Here is a 20258-nt window from a genome sequence, read left to right on the forward strand (position 1 = left end):
CAAGCGGACGACGAGCGTTAGCATCCATTCGTGGCGCAGTCCGACGCAGTGGCGTTCCCCCGGGTCGCGGGGCACCCCGCTCTCGATCTGGTCGACACGGTGCACTGGCGGCTCGACCCGCAACGCGCGATCGACACCCTCCGCGACTTCGACGACGTCGTGTCGTGGTGCCACCAGATGGATGTCGGCGCCACACCCCCGTCGACGAGGGCTGCGCTCTCTGCCGCGGATGCGGTCACCGCAGCTCGGGAGCACCGCGCCGTCGTCGCACTGCGCGAGGCGGTCTACGAGGCGGTGTTCCAGCAATCCTCCGCAGCAGCCGATCTCATCGCCCGCGAGCACGTCGACGCCCTCGCCCGCTCGTCGCTGGGCTTCGACGAGACCGCCTCGGCGTGGGTGTGGGTGCCGCCCGCAGATCTCTCCGGACCGCGTGCGGCGATCGCCATGAGCGCCCACGACCTGCTGACATCCGATCTCACCACCGCGCGGCAGTGTGCCGACGACGCCTGCGGGTGGGTCTACCTCGACCGCTCGCCGCGACGCAATCGCATCTGGTGCACCGCCGCCGGGTGCGGCAACCGCAACCGCGTGGCGCGGCACCAGGCGAAGCGGAAGGCCTGACCAGGGCCGGACGCCCGCCCGGGTCACCACCCCGACCGGCACGCCGCCCGGCACGCCGCGATGCAAGGGATCGGACCCGACACCCCGGCCCTGCGGCATCCATCACGGGGTGTCGGCCCGAATCCCTTGCATCGGCGACCGCGCGCTCCACCACGCGCACCCCGCGACGGCAGGAATAGGCTCGGCACATGGACGCCACCACCGTCACCGTCACCGGCGCGGCCGGTCAGATCGGCTACGCCCTGCTGTTCCGCATCGCCGCCGGCGAGATGCTCGGCCCCGACCGGCCCGTGAACCTCCGCCTGCTCGAGATCCCCGACGGCGTCCGAGCCGCGGAAGGGACGGCGCTCGAGCTGCAGGACTGCACCTTCCCGCTGCTGCGCTCGGTCGAGGTCACGGATGACGCGCGCACCGGATTCGCGGGCGCCAACATCGCGATGCTCGTGGGCGCCCGTCCCCGGACGGCCGGCATGGAGCGCGGCGACCTGCTCGCCGCCAACGCGGGCATCTTCGGCCCGCAGGGCGCGGCCATCGCCGCATCCGCGGCATCCGACGTCCGCGTGCTGGTGGTGGGCAATCCCGCCAACACGAACGCGCTGATCGCGGCATCGGCTGCCGAGGGCGTTCCGGCCGAGCGCTTCAGCGCCATGACCCGGCTCGATCACGAACGCGCCGTCGCTCAGCTCGCCGCGCGGCTCGAGGTCGGGGTCACCGACATCGAGGGCGTCGTCATCTGGGGCAACCACTCCGCCACGCAGTTCCCCGACATCGCCTCCGCGACCGTCGCCGGGCGCCCCGCGATCGACGCGCTCGCCGACCGGCTGGGCGGAACGGATGCCGCACGGGCCTGGCTCGACGACGAGTTCGTGCCCCGCGTCGCGAAGCGCGGCGCCGAGATCATCTCGGTGCGCGGGGCGTCTTCGGCCGCATCGGCCGCCAACGCAGCGCTGCGCCACGTCCGCGACGACGTGCTCGGCACGGACGGCCGGCGCACCTCGGCCGCCGTCGTCTCGCGCGGCGAGTACGGCGTGCCCGAGGGCCTGGTGTGCTCCTTCCCCGTCACGAGCGACGGCTCGGGTTATCGCGTGGTCACCGGGCTCGAGCTCGACGAACGCGGCCGTACGCGGCTCGACGCCTCGGTCGCCGAACTCATCGACGAGCGTGACGCCGTCCGGGCTCTCGGCATCCTCTGACGGGCACCCGGACGCGTGGAACTGCTGCCCGGACTCATCCTCGGTGTCGTCGCGATCGCGCTCTCGACATCCCTGTCGAAGCGCCTCGGGGTCGCGGGTCCGCTCATCCTCGTCGCGGTCGGCCTCGCCGCGTCGTGGCTGCCGATCCTCGACGACTTCGAGGTCGACCCCGAGCTGATCCTGGTCGGCGTGCTGCCTCCCCTCCTCTATGCGGCGGCGGTGCGCCTGCCCGCCGTCGAGTTCCGGCGCGACCTGCCGTCGATCTCGGGCCTCGCCGTCGCGCTGGTCGTCATCAGCGCGCTCGCGATCGGCGGCTTCCTCACCCTCGTCCTGCCCCAGCTCGGGTTTCCGCTGGCCGTGGCGCTCGGAGCGGTGCTGAGCCCGAGCGACGCCGTCGCGACCTCGATCGTCAAGAGGCTCGGCATATCGCCGCGGGTCGTGACGATCCTCGAGGGCGAGAGCCTCATCAACGACGCCACCGCCCTCGTTCTGCTGCGCAGCGCGATCGCGGCGGTCGCGGGCGGGTTCGCCTTCGCCGACACGGTCGGGACCTTCGTCTGGGGCATCGTGGCCGCCGTGATCGTGGGGGTCGTCGTCGGCGGACTGAACCTGCGAGTCCGCGCGCGCATGAACACGGTCGCCGCCACCGCCCTCGGGTTCGTCGTGCCCTTCGTGGCGTACCTGCCGACCGAGCACCTCGGCGGCTCGGGGCTCGTCGCCGCCGTCGCGGCGGGCATCACCACGGGTCAAGGTGCCGCACGGCGCTTCACCGCCGAGCAGCGGGTCTCGGACGAGATCAACTGGCGCACGGTCGAGCTCGTCCTCGAGGGCGGGGTGTTCCTCGTGATGGGGCTCGAGCTGCGCGGCATCCTCGACGACAACTTCCGGCAGCAGAGCGGTCCCGGAAAGGCGATCCTGCTCGCCCTCGGCTCGCTCGCGATCCTGCTCGCCATCCGCGCCGTCTACGTCGCGGGGCTCATCTTCTTCCAGGGGCGTCGCGCGCGCCTGCGCCAGCGCGACCGCCTCGAGCAGATCTCGGAGCGTCTCGACAGCCTGCCGCCCGATTTCGCCGGGCGCGGCCGCAATCCCGGGGCCACGCGCCGGCGTCTGGAGAGCATGCGCAGCCGGGTGACCCGGGCGTTCAACGACCTCGACTACTACGAGGCGTCGCCGCTGGGCTGGAAGCACGGCACGATCATCGTGTGGGCCGGGATGCGCGGGGTCGTGACCCTCGCTGCGGCGCAGACCCTCCCCCGTGAGACGCCGGAACGCGAGCTGCTCATCCTCACGGCGTTCCTGGTCGCCGTCATCAGCCTGCTCCTCCAGGGCCTCACGCTGCCGGCACTGGTTCGGGCGCTGCGCATCCCGAGCACGGCCGCCGACACGTCACTGCTGCGCGAAGAGGAGGAAGCGCTCGACGCCGAACTGCGCACGGCGGCGATCGACCGCCTGGCCGACCCGACGCTCGCCGTCGAGGAGGGCGGCAGATGGGATGCCCGCACCCTGACGATCGCGCGTCGCCGACTCGAGCACGCCGCTGACGAGGATGCCGGTGCCCTCGTCCGCGAGCTGCAGCTGCTGCTCATCGGCGCGATGCGCTCGCGACTGCTCGAGCTGTCGCGAGAGGGTGCGTTCTCGTCCGAGGTGCTGCGCGAGTCGCAGCGGCGGCTCGACGCGCAGCAGGTGAGCCTCGAGATGCGTCAGAACGACGTCTGACGCGAACTCGTGGTGAAAACCGTTCTCGCGTCAGCGACAATGAGAGGGTGAGCACCCCGACCGACGACGACCGGACCACGCGCCCGGCGGCGGACTACGCCGAGACGCGTACGATCGCGCTGCCCGATTCCCCCGTCGACGAGCTGCCCGACAGCTTCGCGGCCCTGCAGCCGAGTCCGGAGTGGTGGGCCGCCCGCCCCGCGGGAGCTCGCCTCGTCGGCCTCGTCGTCTCGCGCGACGACATGCCGAGCATCGTGGCTCAGCGCGATGCGCTCGCCCAGTTCGGCGTCCCCATCGAGGGCTTCCGGCATCCGGCCCCCGAGACGGGCGAGAGCTGGCAGGAGCGCCTGTCGCGACTGTTCGGTCACCTGACGGCGGGTGACGTCGTCGTGGTCTCGGACGTGCACGCGCTCGGCCGCGACGCCGACGAGGAGACCCGGACGATCGCCGAGCTGCGCCGCCGCTCCGTCATCGTGAAGGTGCTCGGCTCGCGCCAGGCCTGAGGCCGGTCAGACGCTCGGCGCCGCCGTCGACTCGCCCGCGACGAGGTCGCCGGCGATCCGGTGCAGGCCTGGCTCGTACGACTGACCGTCGATGACGTCGGCCAGATGCGCGGCCGCCCGGGCGCCCAGGTCGGCGAGGCGGAAGTCGATCGTCGTCAGGCTCTCGTCGTCCTGGCCCGTGAGGCCCGAGATGTTGTCCATCCCGGTGATGGCGACATCCTCCGGCACGCGGACACCGGCCTCGGCCAACGCGGCGATCACCGCGCGGGCGATCGTGTCGTTGCCGCAGCAGACGGCGTCGAACCTCTCACCCGACGCGATCAGTCGCTCGGCGGCCTCGCGACCCCAGCCCCGCGACCAGTCGCCGCGCAGCACGAGCTCGGGTGCGAGGTCGGTGCCGGCGGCCGCGAGGGCGGCGGCGAGGCCGTCCGCGCGCTCGCGCGCCGAGTGGTCGTCGGCCGACGCGGTGATGTGCGCGATGCGGCGGCGCCCCGACGCCAGGAGGTGCTCGCCGGCGCGCTTCCCGGCGGCGTAGCCGTCGTGGACGAACGAGGCGTCGGCGGCGTCGTCGGAGATGCCGTAGACGTAGACCACCGGCGCCGGGAACCCCGCGGTGACCGAGCGGATCTCCGACCCGGATCCGTCGCCGACGACGAGCAGCCCGTCGATGCTGCGGGCGCGGAGCTTGCGGACCGTCGCCGCCAGCACCGTGCGGTCGAGGTGCGAGTCGGTCACGAGGACCGACAGGTCGCGCGTGCCGAGGGTCGTCGTCGCGCCGGTGAGAACGGGCATCGTGAAGGCGCCCGGGGCGTTCATGGTGAGCACGCCCACGGTGGCGCTGCGCCCCTGGACGAGGAACTGACCCAGCGCGTTGGGCTGGAAGTCGAGTCGCTCGGCGGCCTCGAAGATGCGCTCGCGCGTGGCATCCGACGCCTTGCCCTGGCCCCGCAGGACCTTCGACACGGTCGACACCGAGACGCCGGCGACAGCCGCAACGTCACGGAGGGAAATCGCTTTTCTCGCCATCTCGCTCCGAGTCTATGACGTCGCCTCCGGCGCCACATCGCCCAATTGATCGACGCGCACCGAGACGACGGACTCCCGGGTCTCGCCGGGCGCGAGACTCAGCGAGCCGAGCGCGTCGAGAGGCGTGCCGTAGGGGTCGGCGGCCGGCTCGAGCCCGACCGCGTCCATCGCACCCCACCACGGGAAACCGGCGCTCCCCCGCTGCTCCTGCCAGACGTAGAGCCGCGGCAGCAGCGACGCGTCCCAGCTCAGCGCGACCTCGACCCCGGCCTCGGGCGCGGTGATCGTCACGTCGCCGGTGGGCGCGGCGAGGTCGGCGAAGGATGCCGCGGGAGCCGGGTCGAGCCGCACGACGCGATCACCCGTGCGCACCGTGGAGGCCGGGCCGAACAGGTCGCCCGCGAACGCCGGGTGCTCGGCCCACCCGTGGTTCACCGGCTCGCTCCCCACGTTGCGGACCGCGGTCTCGATCACGAGCATGTTCGCGCGGACCGACATCCAGCGGTCGATCGCGAGCGGGAGGGTCCGCAGGACGACCGAAGCACGACAGGCGTTCCGGCTGCCCGTGAGCCGCCAGGTGCGCCACGCGGCCTCGCCGTGGAACGGCTGCGGCGGAGAAGCCGTGGCGGGGCTGTCGCCCGCGCGCGGCAGCAGCAGGTGCCACCCGCCGCGGTAGGCGCGATGCCACTGCGCGCTGGAGTCGGCCATGACGAAGGCATCGGCGGGGTCGTCGGCCCAAGGCGTCGAGGCCAGCAGCTCACGGCCGGTGGGCAGGTGGCGCAGTGACGAGATGCGGGCCCCGTCCGACTCGACGACCGCGACGAGGTCGTCCGACCCCATGCGCACGCGGGTCATGGCGTCCGCCGGAGCGATGCGACCAGCCCGCGCACGCGATCGACCGGCTCGCGGAAGAGCCCGCCGCCGATGCCCACGGCGATCGCGCCCGCAGCGATCCAGTCGGCGGCGTCGTCGATGCCGATGCCGCCGGTCGGCATGATGGCGACGTCGGGGAGGACGTCGCGCACGGCGCGCAGGTGCGCGAGACCCCCGCTCGCGGCGGGGAACAGCTTCGCCATGCCGCTCGTCCCGGCTGCCGCGCGCAGCTCGGTCGGGGTGAATCCGCCGGCGATGAAGGCCGCCTCGCCGGCCGCCGTGCGCACGGCATCCCCGACGACCGTGGGCGACACGAGGAAGCGTGCTCCGGCATCCCGCGCCGCCTCGGCCTGGGCCGCCGTCGTGACGGTTCCCGCACCGAGCAGGATACGATCGAACACGGTGTCGCCGGCGATCTCCGCCAGCACGCGGTCCCACCCCGGGGTCGTGGCCGTGATCTCGAGCACCGGCAGCTCCGCTTCGACGGCGAAGTCGATCTGCCGACGCAGCTCGGCCTCCGACGGAGCCCGCAGCACGGCGACGACGGCGGCGGCGGCGAGAGCAGCGCGCACGTTCGCGGTCATCGTCCCGCCTCCGCCACCTCGCGCTGCGCCGCTTCGAACGCGTCGAGCTCGGCGCGACGCGGGAAACCGTCATGATCTCCGGGATCGGCGACCACCCGGGCCGCGCACCACGCCGCGACCGGCAGCGCCGCGTCGACGGTGTAGCCCCGCAGGGTGCACGAGATCCACGCTGCCGCGAAGGCGTCGCCCGCTCCCACGGGATGCGTTGGCGCAGCGACCGCCGAGGCGGGCGTGAAGCGGCGGCCCTCGGCGTCTCCGGCCATCGCACCGCGACCGCCGAGCTTGACCACGACGACGCGGGGACCGCGCCGAGCGAGCGCGTCGACCGCGGCATCCGTCGACGTCGTCCCGGTGAGGATGCGCGCCTCGTCCTCGTTGCAGAAGAAGGTGTCGACGACGTCGAGCCAATCGTCGACGACCGCTCGGAGCTCGTCCTCCGTCATCAGCTGCGGCCGATGGTTGGCGTCGAGCGAGATCGGGATGCCGCGCATCGACGCCTCGTGCAGGACGTTCTCGAACAGCCCCTTCGGGCCAGTGCCGAGGGCGGGGATGATGCAGGTCGCGTGCAGCCAGTCGGCTCCGTCGAGCGCAGCCACCGGCAGATCGTCCGAGCGCAGCCGGCTCGCGGCGCTCGTCGCGCGATAGTGCTCCGAACGGATGTCGCCGTCGCTCAGACGCTGCTTGACGATCAGCCCCGTCTGCTCCCCCGGAGCCGCCACGACGAACCGATCGTCGATGCCCTCGGCGCGCAGGGTCTCGCGCACGAGCCCGGCGAAGACGTCGTCGCCGAGCCGTGAGGCCCACGCGACATCGTGCCCGAGACGGGCGAGGCCGACCGCGGTGTTCAGCTCTGCGCCCGCGACGGTCGCCGGCGTCAGGGTTCCCGCCTCGTCGACGGTGGCGGTGGCGAGCGCTTCGCCGAACGTCACGATCCGGCCGCTCATCGTTCGGCCCCGCTGCGAGCGGGGCGCAGCACGAACAGTGCGTCGCCGGTGAACTCGGGCTGCTCGAGCCGGATGCCGCCGTCCACCGCCGTCCACCGCGCGGCGTCCGGCCGCCGTGCGGCCAGATCATGGACGGAAACCTCGAGGCCGGCAGCCTCGGCGTCGTCGAGCGCGAGGGTGAGCGCGAAGGGCGTGGGCGCGTAGACGGCGATCGTGCCGTCGGGAGTGCGTCCGGCGACGGCCCCGGAGGGCTCGGCGACGAGCAGATCGGGGGCCGCGTCGAGGCCCCACAGCTGTTCCGCGTCGACGACCCGGCGGAGGTAGGCGACGTCGTCGGCACCCGGGAACGCGGCGGCGACGGAGAACGGGAAGGGCGCGCCGTGCACGTCTTCGGCCGAGAAGCCCTCGCCGCGACGATGCCACGACCACACGCCGTGCGCGCCGTACCCGAGGCCTGCGGCCGCGCCGGAGACGACGCCCGTCCAGCTCGCGCGACGGACGTCGGCGGCCGAGTGCCGCGCGGCGCCGCGGAAGCGTCCGAGTCCCTCATAGCAGGGCTCGAGGTTGATGATCGGTCGTGCGACGTCGAGCGCCCGGTAGTAGTGGGTGAGGTCGGCGGGCAGGGTCTCCCACGCCTCGTTGTGCCCCGACTGCAGGGCGTGGAAGTCGACCAGTCCGCTGTCGGCCAGCGGCTGCGGCATCCGCGCCGTGGGGGTGTCGTGCCACGTGACGAGCTGGCCGGGTGCCACCTCGCGCAGCAGCGCCGCGACCGAGCTGTACCGCTCCAGCGCGACATCGTCGTCGAGGTCGTCGTCGCCCGACACGATCCAGATCGGATCGAAGCGGCGGAACCGCGCGACCGTCTCGCGGACGTAGGTGTCGGTCTGCTCGGCGCTCAGGACGTGATCCGGAGTGAGGCGCGAGCCCCACGTGCCCGGCACGAAGTTGTTCCACAGCAGGACGAGCATCGGCGTGAAGCCGCGCTCGCGAGCCTGCTCGAGCATGCGCTCCGCGACAGTCCAGTAGTCGGGATCGCCGGCCGCGAAGTCGACGGCGCCGTCGCGCAGGGCGTACGGCGAACGCGTTCCCGTCGACCGGTCGTGCTCGATGGGCAGGACGCTGATCAGCAGCGCGTTGAAACCCTGGCGCCGCCGGAGCTCGAGATGGTCGAGCCATTCGTTCTCGGTGGGCCCGCCGAAGGCCGCCCAGACGGTGTCGGCCAGGAGGAACGTCGGTTCGCCGCGGTGCAGCAGCCAGCGCCCCGAGGGCGCGATCGACCACGTGGTCATGGATCTCTTTCGGGTTGGAGGAATGCGGAGTTCGGGATTCGGGAGTGCGAGCAGCGGCGATCAGGGCGCGATGAGGGCGCCGTCGGGGGCGCGAACGCCCGCCGCCCACGCGTCGTGGCCCGAGAGGCCGGCGGGGAACCGTGCGGCGGCGGCCTCGTCCATCTCGATGCCCCAGCCGGGGGCGTCGTTGGGCGTCAGCCAGCCGTCGACGATGTCGATCATGCCGGGGAAGACCTCGTGGGTCTCGTCGTTGTAGACGTGCCCCTCCTGGATGCCGAACGCCGGCGAGGTCACGTCGAGTGCGACCGCTGCGGCGACGGCGAACGGCGAGGCGTCGCCGGGCGAGTGCCAGGCCGTCCTCACCCCCTCGATGTCGGCGAGGACGGCGAGCCGGCGCGCGGCGCTGACGCCCCCGACATCCGAGAGGTGACTGCGGATGTAGTCCACGTGATGCTCGCGGATGAGACGGGCGGCGTCGGTGAAGGATGTCGCGAGCTCGCCGACCGCGATCGGCACCGGTGACGCGGCCCGCACCTCGGCGAGGCGGTGCCAGTGCTCGGGTGCGAGCACGTCTTCGAGGAAGAAGGGCCGGTACGGCTCGAGCGAACGGGCGAGGGCGATCGCGGTCGCGGGAGTGAGCCGCGAGTGGACGTCGTGCAGCAGCTCGACGCCGTCGCCGAGGGCCTCGCGCACGTGGGCGAAGAGCTCCGGCGTGCGGACGAGATAGTCCTCGACCCGCCAGCCCGCGGGGTTCTTCGCCCACGCGAAGGACCCTGCGACGGGCGGGGCGCCGTAATGTCCGACGCCCTGCTGGCCGGTCTGGATGCGCACGTGGCGCTGGCCGGCGGCCATGAGCTCGCGCGCGTGCGCCGTGGTCTCGTCGAGATCGGCGCCCTCGGCGTGCAGGTAGGTGTCGGCCGCAGCGCGAACCCGCCCGCCGAGCAGCTCGTACACCGGCATCCCGGCGCGCTTGCCGGCGATGTCCCACAACGCCATGTCGATGCCCGAGAGCGCGTTGTTGCCGACCGGCCCCTCGCGCCAGTAGCCGGTGAACCGCACCAGGCGCAGCAGGTCTTCGATGTCGCCGGGGTAGCGCCCGACGAGCAGGGGACGCAGGTGGTCGAGGAAGGCCACGACGGCCTGCCAGCGCTGCGTGAAGGTCGCGCAGCCGTATCCCCACAGTCCGTCCTGGTCGGTGTCGATGCGCACGACCACCAGCGGGATGCCCTCGGGCGCCGTCACGATCGCCCGCACATCCGTGATGCGGACGTTCTCGCGCGGCATCCAGGGCTGATCGAACGTCGTGGGCTCTGTCGTCATCGGTCGCTCCTCACGAGTGCCGGGTAGGGGGTGGCGGTGCCGTCGTGGATCGACTCGCGGGGCTCGAAGCCGAGCACCGTCCGCGCCGTCGTCAGGTCGACGAGCGCCTCGCGACCCGAGATGCGCGCGGGCGGCCGGGCACCCGGTACGTAACGACGCAGCAGCTCGGCGGTCGGGACGTCGAGCAGGGTGTCGCGAGCGCTGAGCGGCACGACCACGGCGCCCGCGACATCAGCCCGCAGCGCCCGCTCGATCGCGCGCACGGCGTCGGACATCGTCAGGTACGCCCAGCCCTCGCGGGCCATGCGCGCGGGGTCGGCCCGCACCTCGTCGGCGACCTCGTGCAGGACGTGCGGCCACTTCACCAGCGGGAACCGCAGCGCGACGACGTCGATGCCGTAGCGCCGGTGCGCGTACCGGGCCGTGGCCTCGTCGGCGAGCTTCGACAGCGAGTAGGCGTCGGCGATGTCGGGCGGCGTCTCGGCATCCAGCGGAAACGCCGGCGGGAACGTGTCGTGCGGATTGTTCGGGTATCCGATGGCGTTGATGCTGCTGGCGATGACCGCCCGGCGCACACCCGCCTCGGCGGCGCGCGTGAGCACGTTGAACGTCGCCGACGTGTTGACGCGGAAGACGTCGTACGGGGTGCCGAGGCTCGGATGCGGGATGGCGGCGAAGTGCGCGACCGCGTCGGCGTCGCGCATCGCCTCCTCGACGTCGGCCCGCGAGGTCGCGTCGCCGGTGATTTGGCGGTCGGCGGGGTGGTCTCCGCTGAACGCGAGCGACAACGCGGTGACCTGGTGGCCGCTCGCGACGAGGTGGTCGCTGACCGCGCGACCGATCTCGCCGTCGGCGCCGGTGACGAGGATGCGGCTCATCCCTTCACCCCGCCCGCCATGCTCGCACCGCGCAGGAACTGCCGCTGGAAGATCAGGAACAGCGCCACCGGGATGATCAGCGAGAGGAACAGGGCGGCCATCTGCACGCTCAGCTCGGTCTGGTCGGCGAGGCGGGGCAGCGCCACCGACACGGGCTGCTTGTCGGGGTCGGGCAGCACGAGGAGGGGCCACAGGTAGTCCTTCCACGACGCCACGACCGTCAGGAGGCCCACTACCCCGAGGATCGGTCGCGACAGCGGAAGCACGATGCTCCACAGGATGCGGAGCGGGCCGGCGCCGTCGATGCGGGCCGCCTCGTAGAGGTCGGCGGGGATCGCCTCGAGGAACCGGGCGATGATGAGCACGTTGAACGCGGCGGCTCCCGCGGGGAGCCACACGGCCCACCAGGTGTTGATGAGCGAGACGCCCAGCAGCGGCAGCTCGCGCACCGTGAGGTACAGCGGCACGAGCGAGACGATCGAGGGGATGAACAGGGTCGCGAGGATCGCTCCGGAGAGCAGCTCGCCCCAGCGCGGGCGGAGCACGGTGATGACGAAGGCGGCCGTCGTCGAGACGACGAGCGTGACAACGACCGAGCCCGCCGCGAGGATCGCGGTGTTGGTGAGGTAATGGCCGATGCGGCCGCGCTCCCACGCGATCGCGAGGTTCTCCCACTGCACGGTGCCGCTGGAGAAGAACGAGAACGGACCGCGGATGAGGTCCTGCGTCGGCGAGACCGCGGCGAGCGCGAGCCAGATGAGCGGGCCGAGTCCGGCGATCAGCAGCCCCGCCAGCACGACGGCCTGCCCGATGCCGAGCCACACGCGCACCGAGGGTCGCCGGCGGTCGCTGTCGGAGATGTTCGTGCGCGACAGCGGGTCCGGTGCGACGTCGCGACGCCGGGCGAGCCGCCGGGTGGGAAGAAGGGCGCTCATGCTCGGCTCCAGCGTCGGGTCAGTCGGAAGTAGAGGAGCGACAGCAGGCCGAGCGATGCGGCGAGCAGCACGCTCAGCGCGGTCGCTGCGCCGTAGTCGACGCGCACGAAGGCGTAGTCGTAGATCGTCATGAGCAGCGTCTTGGTGGCGCCCTGCGGCCCGCCGCCGGTGAAGAGGAACGGCTCGGTGAAGATCTGCATCGTGCCGATGACCTGCAGCAGCAGCATCGTCGCGATGATGCCGCGCATCTGCGGCAGAGTGACGTGCCAGACGCGGCGCCAGATGCCGGCGCCGTCGAGCTCGGCGGCTTCGTAGAGCTCGGAGGGGATGCTCGTGAGGGCCGCGATGTAGATGATGATCGCCGTGCCCGCGCCGGCCCACGTCGTCTCGAGGACGATCGAGGGCATCGCGGTCGCCGTCGAGTTAAGCCAGGGAAGGGGGCCGATGCCGACCCACCCGAGCACGGTGTTGAAGAGGCCGTCGGCGTCGGGGGCGTAGAAGAACTTCCACAGCAGGATCGCGACGACCGGCGGCACCATCACCGGCAGGTACGCCAGCGCGCTGAAGTACCAGCTGCGCGAGCGCATCTCGGAGATGAAGACCGCCAGGGCCAGCGGCACCGGGAAGCCGAACAGCACGGCGAGGACCGTGTAGTAGATCGTGTTCAGGGTCGCCTGCGGAAGTCCGGGGTCGGACAGTACGTAGGCGAAGTTCTCCCACCCGACGAAGCTGCTCTCGCCGCCGATGACGACGCGCTGCACGCTCATGGCGAGCGAGCTGACGATCGGTCCCCACGAGAAGTACAGGAAGACGAGGATCGCGGGTGCCGCGATGGCGAGCGCCGTCAGGCTGGGACGCCACCGCCGGCGGCGCCGCGACGGGGCGGGCTCAGGGGATGCGGACGCGGATGTCGCCATCCGGGTCCGCGGTCTCACGTCGGTCATGGGGGTCCTCCGGTCGGGGGCGGGCCGAGGTCATCGGCCCGCCCCGTCGGGTCAGCGGCTCAGGCGGGACTGGACGTCGCTCTGAGCGGTGGAGAGAAGAGCGGGGATGTCGGCGCCCTTGTCGGTGAGCACCGTCTGGACGACGGTGTCGAGTGCGCCGTACACCTCCTGCGCGTTGTTCACGGGCTCGGGCACGATCGGGATGTCGGCCGACGCCTCGAGGTAGGGGGTGAAGTTCGCGCTGGGGACGTTGATGTAGTCGGCGATCCAGGTGAAGTACTCGGAGTACTGATCGGCGTTGACGACCGGCAGACCCGGGAGACCCGTGACCGACCCGGCCTCGCTCGACGCGCGAGCGTCTTCGACGGCCGTGTCCTCGTCGAGGAAGCGCTGCAGGTAGAAGAACTCCACCCACTTCACGGCCGCGGTCTTCTCGGCGTCGCTCGCGTTCGGGTTGACGATCTGCACCGTGCCGCCGCTCAGCGTCCCCTGCGTGCCGCCGGACTGCGGCATGCCGCCGATGCCGAACTGCTCGGCGGGCAGCTTCAGGTTCTGCACGACGTTGTAGTACGAGTCGCTGGCGCCGAGGATCATGCCGATCTTGCCGGCGGCGAAGTCCTGCCCCTGCGACTGCACGTCGTAGAGGGTGTTCTCCGGCAGTGTGCCGTCGTCCCAGCGCATCGTCTGGAGCAGCTCGAGGGCGTCGGTCGACGGGGCGTCGTCGAAGGTGGCCTTCGAGCCGTCCTCGTTCTCGACCGTCCCCCCGAACGAGTAGGTCATGCCGGTGAACTGCCACCCGCCCGTGTTCGCGGTCGTCAGCACGGAGAAGCCGGCGGCGTCGGTGGCGTCGCTGATCTTCTTCGCCGCCTCGCGCACCTCGTCCCAGGTCTTGGGCGGGTTCTCGGGGTCGAGGCCCGCCTGGGCGAAGAGATCACGGTTGTAGACGAGCCCGAAGGAGTACGCGTTCGTCGGGATAGCGAAGACACGGTCGTCGCTGTTCTTCGTCAGGGCGAGGATCGTGGGGTTCAACGCGTCGAGCAGCCCCTCGCTCTCGAGCGCGTCGGTGATGTCGGCTGCCTGGTTGCGCTTGATGAGCCCCTGCGGCTCGGTGAGCGGCACGCTCATGACGTCGGGCAGGCTGCCGCCGGCGGCGAGCGCCTGGAACGTCGAGGCGTCGTAGCCCGTCTCGACCGGCTGCAGGTCGATGTCGGGGTTCGCCTTCTCGAACGCGGCGACGCGTTCGTCGAAGTAGGCGCGGTCCTCCGGCCGGTCGGCGGTCGGGCGGTCGCCGATCTCGATCGTGACGGTGCCGTCGGCGGGCGCGGCCGCGTCGCTGCTGCAGCCGGCGAGGGCGGCGACGGACAGTCCGCCGATGGCGATCGCGGCCGCGACGGAACGGAAACGTTTCGTCATTGAAACTCCTAGGTGTGAGTGGCAAGCAGGAAAAACGATTGCTCTCCGATGTCTAGCACCTCTGGCCCCGACACGTCAAAACAAAAATCTCCCGACGCGTGCTCGCCCAAAGAACCGGGCTTCGTGTCGAGCAGAGTGTTGACAGAGTGCATGCCTCCCGGCCAAACTGCCCGCTGGACAAACGATTTTCCTACCGGTCCACCATCCGCGAACACTCGATGAGGAGCACCGCGTGCCGAAGCATCCTTCCCCCCATCCCGTCCCGCGGCTCGTCGCCGCAACCGCCGCGCTCGCGCTCGCCGCCACCGCGGGCGTCGCGTTCGCCGCGCCGGCCTCCGCAGACGCGCCCGCGGTGTCGATCCGGCCCGATGCCTGGGGCAATCTCTTCCACGCCGGCGACGCCGTGTCGTTCGGATACGACACGACCGCTCCGACGATCGCCTGGCGCGTCGTGGACGGCTGGGGCGAGGTCATCGACGACGGCACGGAGCCCGCCGACGGCGTCCTGGCCCCCGCTGTCACCGAGCGCGGCTGGTACCGCCTCGAGGTGACCGCGGCCGGCGACGGAACGACGAGCGCCGCGACGACGTTCGCGATCCTCCCCGACATCGATGCCGCCGCCTCGGCGACCGGCCGGTTCGGCGCCGCCACCCATTACGGGCAGTCCTGGGACCCGGCGTCGATGCAGGCACTGACCGCGGGCGGCTTCGCCCAGCTGCGTGACGAGGTCTACTGGAGCGAGGTCGAGACGCAGCCGGGCGTGTACGACTGGTCGCGCGCCCGCGCCGAGTTCCTCGACCCCGCCCGCGAGCAGGGGATCCGCCCGCTGCTGCTCGCCGGGTACGGAAATCCGCTCTACGACGCGGGAAACGGCCCTGTCAGCCCCGACGCGGTCGCCGCCTACGCCGCCTATGCCGCGGCGATGGCCGCGGAGTTCGGCGACATGTCCACCGGCATCGAGGTGTGGAACGAGTGGGATCTCGGGCTCGGCGGCAACACCAACGTCTCACCCGAGGACTACGTCGCCCTGCTCTCCGCCGCGGCTCCCGCGATCAAGACGGCGGCCCCCGATCTGCCGGTCATCGGCCCCGCCGTGGCCAACCTCAACACCGACTGGCTCGAGCGGACGTTCCAGCTCGGCGCGCTCGATCACCTCGACGGCATCGTCCTGCACCCCTACAGCTACCCCGTCGGAGCCGACGCCCTCGATGAGACCCTGACGCGCATCGACGCCCTGGTGCGCCGCTACAACGGCGGCGAGTCGAAGCCGCTGTGGATCACCGAGCACGGCTGGCCCACCGGAACCAACGCGCGGGCCGTGTCCGAGCGTCAGCAGGCGGCCGACATCGCGAAGTCGGCTGTGATCGCGGCAGCCCATGATGCCGCCCGGTACTACGTGTACGACCTCGTCAACGACGGTGTCGACGACGCCGAGACGGAAGAGAACTTCGGGCTCCTGCACCACCCCGACGACGCTCTGGGCGCTTTCACGCCGAAGCCCTCGTTCGCCGCCTACTCCGTGGCCGCCGACGCCCTCGCGACGGCGACGTTCGCCGAGCGCGACGAACCGCTGCCGGGCCTGCGCCACGTGCGATTCGACACCGCCGACGGGCCCCTGCACGTGCTGTGGTCCGACGCGCCGCAGACGGTGTCGCTCGAGGTCGCCGGGTCCGCCGACCTGACGACGATGTTCGGCGACACCGAGACCGTCACCGGCGGCGCCGGCGCCCCGGTGCTGGCACCGACCGGCACCGAACCGCTGTACGTCCGCGGTGACGTCACCGCCATCGCGCAGACCGATGCCGGCCTGACGCTCGATGCGGGTGTCGTCGGAGCCCCCGTGACGGGCTCGTGGACCGTGGCGGGCCGTGCGGATGCCGCGTCGTCCTGGCGTCTCGTGCTGCCGGACGGGACCGAGGCGACGCAGACCACCGCCCCCGGCGCGACCGTGAGCACGACGGTCTCGTTCCCGGCTCCCGCGACCGTGGGGACGTACGAGACGAGCGCGCGCGTCTACGAGGGCGACCGCTACGCCGGCACGCTCCGCGCCGCCGCGGCGGTGAGCGAACCCGTGTCGCTGCGGGCCGCGCAGGCCGTCACGGCGGAGGGCGCCTCGGTGCTCCGCATCCGTGTCATCAACGCGTCCGCCACCGCCCGTGCCCTCGACTCGGTGTCGTACACGCTCGGCGATGCCGGTGGACAGCCGGAGGCTCCGGCGATCGTCGATGCCGGCTCGGATGTCGTCGTCGACATCCCGCTCGACACGCTGGCCGGACCCGCCGCCTTCACGGCGACGGCGGTCGTCGACGGGGTGACGCTGACGGCCTCGGGGCGCGTCGCCCCCGTCGATGCGGCATCCGCTCTGCCGGCCGCTCATCGCACGATCACCGTCGACGGCACGCTCGACGACCTCGACGGCGTCACGCCGATCGCCTTCACCGCCAACCCGGAGGCCGACGACGATTTCGACCAGTCCGCCGTCGCCTGGCTCACGTGGGACGAGGAGTATCTGTACTTCTCGGCCGATGTCACGGACGACGTGCACGACCAGCCCGCGCAGGGCGCGAACATCTGGCAGGGCGATTCCATCCAGTTCACCGTCGCCGGCGGCGCTCCGGGTGCCGCGACGACCTGGCACGAGTTCGGCATGGCGCTCACGAGCGCCGGCCCGCAGCTGTACCGCTGGCTCTCCGTCGACGCGGGCGCCGGCCCCGTCCCGGGGGCTCCCGTGGCCATCTCGCGCGATGACGCCGCCGGGCGCACCGTGTACGAGACCGCGATCCCGTGGCGTCTGCTGCGCGGCGTCGACAGGGCGACATCCCTGCTGAGCAGCGCCGCGATCGTCAACGAGGCAGACGGAGCCGGGCGCGCCGGCTTCCTCTCCTGGGGCGGCGGCATCGCGGGCGAGAAGGACTCGGGCGAGTTCACCGCCGTGCGGCTGCTCGCGCCGGCCCCGGTGGTCGAACCGCCCGTCGAACCGGGGCAGCCAGCGGCACCGGGCGACGGCGGCTCGGCGGCGCCCGGTGCCACCGGCGGGAACGCAACCACCGCCGGGGCCAACGGAGCCCGCGCGCTGGCGAGCACGGGCGGGGCGGCACCGCTCGCGTGGCTCGGCGCCGCAGTGGCCGCCGGGGCGGGCGGGATCGCGCTCCTGCTGACACGTCGCCGGGCTCCCCGGTCGTGAGCGTCGCGCGCGAGCCGCGCGTCGTCGCCCTGCGCGTGGGACGGCGACGGGACATCTCCGTCGCCGCCTCGCCGCGACCGCCCGTGTCGTGGCTGGTCGAAGCACCCGCCGCGTGGGTGGCGGCCCGTGCCGAGCTCCGGCTCGACGGCGCCGCCGTCGCGGTCGCGTCGCCCTACGGCATCCTCGAGGACTGGCCCTTCGCCCCGCTCCGCGCCGGTGGCAGGCACGCCCTCGAGGCGCGCGTCGTCGGTGCCGATGGCACGGCGAGCCCGTGGTCGGAACCCTGCGAGGTCCGTGCCGGGTTTCCCGCCGGAGCCTGGTCCGCCCCCTTCCTGCGCCTCGCCGACCCCGGCCGTGCCGCCCAGCCGTTCCTCGCCCGGCGCGAGTTCACGGTCGCCGAGACGGTCGTCGCCGCCGAGCTCCAGGTGGCGGCGCACGGCGTGTACCACGCGCGCCTCAACGGCGCCGACGTCGACGACGCCGTGCTGAGCCCCGGCTGGACGGCGTACCAGCACCGCCTCCCCCTGCACCTGACCGATGTCACCTCCCTCGTCCGCCCCGGCGTGGCGAACGTCCTCGCGATGGAGGTCGCGGGCGGCTGGTACACCGAGTCGTACGGGTTCGGCGAGACGGCGGAGCGCTTCTACGGCGATCAGGCCGCCGTCGCACCCCTGCTGCGGCTCCGCCACCGCGACGGCCGGGTCGAGGAGATCCGGGCCGACGCGCGCTGGCGGCTGACCGGCGACGGCGACCTCGTCTCGAGCGGCATCTACGCCGGCGACGAGATCGACCTGCGGCGGCATCCGCGCGAGTGGGATGCCGCCGCATTCGACGATGCCACGTGGGCGACACCCGCACTGTCCGAACCCGACCGGCAGCCCGAGGTGATCGACGTCGAGCCCGTGCGCCGCATCCGCTCCCTGCCCGTCGTCGCGATGCCCGAGAGCGCCGATGCGGATCGCATCCTGCTCGATTTCGGCCAGAACATCGTCGGACGCGTGCGGCTGCGCGTCTCTGGCCCGGCCGGCACCCGGATCACACTGCGGCACGCCGAGGTGCTCGAGGCCGGGCGGCTGAGCACCCGGCCGCTCCGCGCCGCCGCGGCGACCGACACGTTCATCCTCGACGGCGCCGCCGACACCGTCTGCGAGCCGCGCTTCACCTTCCACGGGTTCCGCTACGTCGAAGTCACCGGCTACCCGGGCGCGCTCGACCCGGCAGACGTCACCGCCGTCGTGCTCCACACCGACATGACGCGGACGGGATGGTTCTCGTGCTCCGACGAGCGCCTCACCCGCCTGCACGAGAACATCGTGCGGAGCTTCGCGGGAAACGCCCTCTCGCTGCCGACCGACTGCCCGCAGCGCGACGAGCGACTCGGCTGGACGGGCGACGCCCAGGTGTTCGCCCCGACCGCGGCATCCCTCTTCGACGCGGACGCGTTCTTCGCGTCGTGGCTCGACGACGTCGCGGCCGAGCAGCGCGCGCGGGACGGGCGGGTGCCGACGGTCGTCCCGCAGACGCTCGGGCGGCTCGGCGAGACGATGGCCGCCGGCTGGGGCGACGCCGTCACTGTCATCCCGACCGTGCTGCACGAGCGGTTCGGCGACCGGTCTCTGCTCGAACGCATGACGGGTCCGATGCGGGCGTGGGTCGACACCGTCGCGGATGCCGCCGGGCCCGGCCGGCTGTGGGAGCGCGGGTTCCAGTACGGCGACTGGCTCGATCCCACCTCCGCCCGCCCCGACAAGGCGAAGACCGACCCCGGGCTCGTCGCCACGGCCTACTTCGCACGTTCTGCGCGGCTGACCGCCGACGCATTGACCCTCTCGGGCGAAGCGGAGACGTCTGCCCGCTACGCCGCCCTCGCCGACGACGTGCGCGATGCGTTCGTCGCGGCGTATGTCACGCCGCGCGGCCGCCTCGCCTCCGACGCCCCGACGGCGTACGCCCTCGCGCTCGAGTTCGAGCTGCTCCCGGCCGCGTTGCGCCGCGCGGCGGCGGAGCGTCTCGCCTTCCTTCTCCGCGCCGGCGGCTACCGCACGGCGACGGGATTCCTCGGGACGCCGCTGGTCCTCGACGCCCTGCTGTCGGAGGGGCAGGCCTGGGCCGCCGAACGGCTGCTGCTCCAGACCATGTGCCCCTCCTGGCTCTATCCGCTGTCGCAGGATGCGACGACGGTGTGGGAGCGATGGGATGCCGTCCGCCCCGACGGCTCGCTGCATCCCTCCGGCATGACCTCGCTCAACCACTACGCGCTCGGATCCGTCGGCGATGTGCTGCACCGACGCATCGGGGGGCTCGCGTGCGCCGAACCCGGCTGGGGGCGGCTGCGAATCCAGCCGTGGTTCGTCTCGTCACTGGAGCACGCGAGCGTCACGCACGACACCCCGCGGGGGCGCGCCTCGGTGTCGTGGGCGCGGGATGCCGCCCACCGCGAGCGGGTGCGCGTCCACGCGCGCATCCCGCACGGGGTCACGGCACTTATCGACCTCGGCGACCGCGCGCCCTTCGAGGCGGGCGCCGGGATCCACACCTGGAACACGACCGCGGGTGTCCGGGGTCCCGCCGCGATCGGCGTCGACTCCGACCTCGCCGCGATCGCGGACACCCCGGATGCCTGTGCCCTGGTGTCCCGGTCGATCGCCGAGCACTCCCCCGAGATGGCGACGGAGTTCGACGCCTACATCCGGTGGGTCCCGGGCAGCCGGTTGCGCGACGAGCTCGCCGCCGTCTCAGCACCGGACGCGGTCGTCGCCCGCATCGATCGGGCGCTCACGACGCTCGCGCGCTGAGACGCGGCATCCGCCCCGCTCCGCCGTCCGGTGTCAAGAC

16 protein-coding genes are annotated in these 20258 nt (G+C 72.5%); 6 read left to right on the plus strand and 10 right to left on the minus strand.

Annotated elements, in window-relative coordinates:
- The first annotated feature begins 30 nt into the window (after positions 1-30).
- The 4 genes from CBF90_RS00225 to CBF90_RS00240 all read left to right on the plus strand — a co-directional run bounded on the left by CBF90_RS00225 (position 31) and on the right by CBF90_RS00240 (position 4033).
- Positions 31-621, plus strand: coding sequence for a CGNR zinc finger domain-containing protein (locus CBF90_RS00225; protein WP_023952970.1), 591 nt, complete (start codon positions 31-33; stop codon positions 619-621).
- A gap of 188 nt (positions 622-809) precedes the next feature.
- Complete coding sequence (locus tag CBF90_RS00230; protein ID WP_088379612.1) at positions 810-1814, plus strand: malate dehydrogenase; 1005 nt, start codon at positions 810-812, stop codon at positions 1812-1814.
- A gap of 15 nt (positions 1815-1829) precedes the next feature.
- Entirely contained in the window at positions 1830-3530 is a 1701-nt protein-coding gene (locus tag CBF90_RS00235) for a sodium:proton antiporter (RefSeq protein ID WP_088379613.1), read from the plus strand.
- A 47-nt stretch (positions 3531-3577) separates the two neighbouring features.
- A complete protein-coding gene (locus CBF90_RS00240; RefSeq protein WP_023952973.1) occupies positions 3578-4033 on the plus strand; it encodes a recombinase family protein in 456 nt (151 codons plus the stop codon).
- 6 nt (positions 4034-4039) lie between these two features.
- On the opposite strand, the gene CBF90_RS00245 is transcribed toward CBF90_RS00240, so the two are convergent.
- From CBF90_RS00245 to CBF90_RS00290, 10 genes are read right to left on the minus strand one after another with little or no spacing between them, the layout of a single operon-like run.
- Positions 4040-5059, minus strand: coding sequence for a LacI family DNA-binding transcriptional regulator (locus CBF90_RS00245; RefSeq protein ID WP_088379614.1), 1020 nt, complete (start codon positions 5057-5059; stop codon positions 4040-4042).
- Positions 5060-5071: 12 nt separating this feature from the next.
- Positions 5072-5914, minus strand: a complete 843-nt coding sequence (locus CBF90_RS00250) for a hypothetical protein (protein WP_088379615.1) — start codon at positions 5912-5914, stop codon at positions 5072-5074.
- Positions 5911-6516, minus strand: coding sequence for a bifunctional 4-hydroxy-2-oxoglutarate aldolase/2-dehydro-3-deoxy-phosphogluconate aldolase (locus CBF90_RS00255; RefSeq protein ID WP_088379616.1), 606 nt, complete (start codon positions 6514-6516; stop codon positions 5911-5913). Before CBF90_RS00255 ends, CBF90_RS00250 begins: the two co-directional genes overlap by 4 nt.
- Positions 6513-7460, minus strand: a complete 948-nt coding sequence (locus tag CBF90_RS00260; RefSeq protein WP_088379617.1) for a sugar kinase — start codon at positions 7458-7460, stop codon at positions 6513-6515. The genes CBF90_RS00255 and CBF90_RS00260 overlap by 4 nt, the downstream gene beginning before the upstream one ends.
- Positions 7457-8749: a DUF4038 domain-containing protein gene (locus CBF90_RS00265; RefSeq protein WP_088379618.1), complete on the minus strand. Its 1293-nt coding sequence runs from the start codon at positions 8747-8749 to the stop codon at positions 7457-7459. Before CBF90_RS00265 ends, CBF90_RS00260 begins: the two co-directional genes overlap by 4 nt.
- Positions 8750-8809: 60 nt before the next feature.
- On the minus strand, positions 8810-10069 hold the full coding sequence (locus CBF90_RS00270; RefSeq protein WP_172407756.1) for an enolase C-terminal domain-like protein: 1260 nt from the start codon (positions 10067-10069) through the stop codon (positions 8810-8812).
- The gene (locus CBF90_RS00275; RefSeq protein ID WP_064956421.1) at positions 10066-10947 is read right to left on the minus strand and encodes an NAD(P)-dependent oxidoreductase; all 882 of its coding nucleotides are present in this window, start codon (positions 10945-10947) and stop codon (positions 10066-10068) included. The genes CBF90_RS00270 and CBF90_RS00275 overlap by 4 nt, the downstream gene beginning before the upstream one ends.
- Complete coding sequence (locus CBF90_RS00280) at positions 10944-11882, minus strand: carbohydrate ABC transporter permease (protein ID WP_088379619.1); 939 nt, start codon at positions 11880-11882, stop codon at positions 10944-10946. The genes CBF90_RS00275 and CBF90_RS00280 overlap by 4 nt, the downstream gene beginning before the upstream one ends.
- On the minus strand, positions 11879-12826 hold the full coding sequence (locus CBF90_RS00285) for a carbohydrate ABC transporter permease (RefSeq protein WP_064956423.1): 948 nt from the start codon (positions 12824-12826) through the stop codon (positions 11879-11881). The genes CBF90_RS00280 and CBF90_RS00285 overlap by 4 nt, the downstream gene beginning before the upstream one ends.
- Positions 12827-12877: 51 nt before the next feature.
- Complete coding sequence (locus CBF90_RS00290) at positions 12878-14239, minus strand: extracellular solute-binding protein (RefSeq protein ID WP_088379620.1); 1362 nt, start codon at positions 14237-14239, stop codon at positions 12878-12880.
- A 232-nt stretch (positions 14240-14471) separates the two neighbouring features.
- Here CBF90_RS00290 and CBF90_RS00295 point away from each other — a divergent pair, with 232 nt between their 5' ends.
- Positions 14472-17423, plus strand: coding sequence for a sugar-binding protein (locus CBF90_RS00295; RefSeq protein ID WP_088379621.1), 2952 nt, complete (start codon positions 14472-14474; stop codon positions 17421-17423).
- Positions 17420-20218: an alpha-L-rhamnosidase gene (locus tag CBF90_RS18140; RefSeq protein WP_172407757.1), complete on the plus strand. Its 2799-nt coding sequence runs from the start codon at positions 17420-17422 to the stop codon at positions 20216-20218. The genes CBF90_RS00295 and CBF90_RS18140 overlap by 4 nt, the downstream gene beginning before the upstream one ends.
- Positions 20219-20258: the final 40 nt, after the last annotated feature.

It is taken from the genome of Microbacterium sp. AISO3 (genome assembly GCF_002204305.1).
In the GTDB taxonomy this organism is placed as follows: Bacteria; Actinomycetota; Actinomycetes; order Actinomycetales; family Microbacteriaceae; genus Microbacterium; species Microbacterium arborescens.

Excerpts from the sequence above, each read along its gene's own strand:
- CBF90_RS00245 (WP_088379614.1), bottom strand. The coding sequence starts at position 5,059 with ATGGCGAGAAAAGCGATTTCCCTCCGTGACGTTGCGGCTGTCGCCGGC.
- CBF90_RS00255 (WP_088379616.1), bottom strand. The coding sequence starts at position 6,516 with ATGACCGCGAACGTGCGCGCTGCTCTCGCCGCCGCCGCCGTCGTCGCC.
- CBF90_RS00290 (WP_088379620.1), bottom strand. The coding sequence starts at position 14,239 with ATGACGAAACGTTTCCGTTCCGTCGCGGCCGCGATCGCCATCGGCGGA.
- CBF90_RS00250 (WP_088379615.1), bottom strand. The coding sequence starts at position 5,914 with ATGACCCGCGTGCGCATGGGGTCGGACGACCTCGTCGCGGTCGTCGAG.
- CBF90_RS00285 (WP_064956423.1), bottom strand. The coding sequence starts at position 12,826 with ATGACCGACGTGAGACCGCGGACCCGGATGGCGACATCCGCGTCCGCA.
- CBF90_RS00260 (WP_088379617.1), bottom strand. The coding sequence starts at position 7,460 with ATGAGCGGCCGGATCGTGACGTTCGGCGAAGCGCTCGCCACCGCCACC.
- CBF90_RS00265 (WP_088379618.1), bottom strand. The coding sequence starts at position 8,749 with ATGACCACGTGGTCGATCGCGCCCTCGGGGCGCTGGCTGCTGCACCGC.
- CBF90_RS00270 (WP_172407756.1), bottom strand. The coding sequence starts at position 10,069 with ATGACGACAGAGCCCACGACGTTCGATCAGCCCTGGATGCCGCGCGAG.
- CBF90_RS00230 (WP_088379612.1), top strand. The coding sequence starts at position 810 with ATGGACGCCACCACCGTCACCGTCACCGGCGCGGCCGGTCAGATCGGC.
- CBF90_RS00275 (WP_064956421.1), bottom strand. The coding sequence starts at position 10,947 with ATGAGCCGCATCCTCGTCACCGGCGCCGACGGCGAGATCGGTCGCGCG.
- CBF90_RS00280 (WP_088379619.1), bottom strand. The coding sequence starts at position 11,882 with ATGAGCGCCCTTCTTCCCACCCGGCGGCTCGCCCGGCGTCGCGACGTC.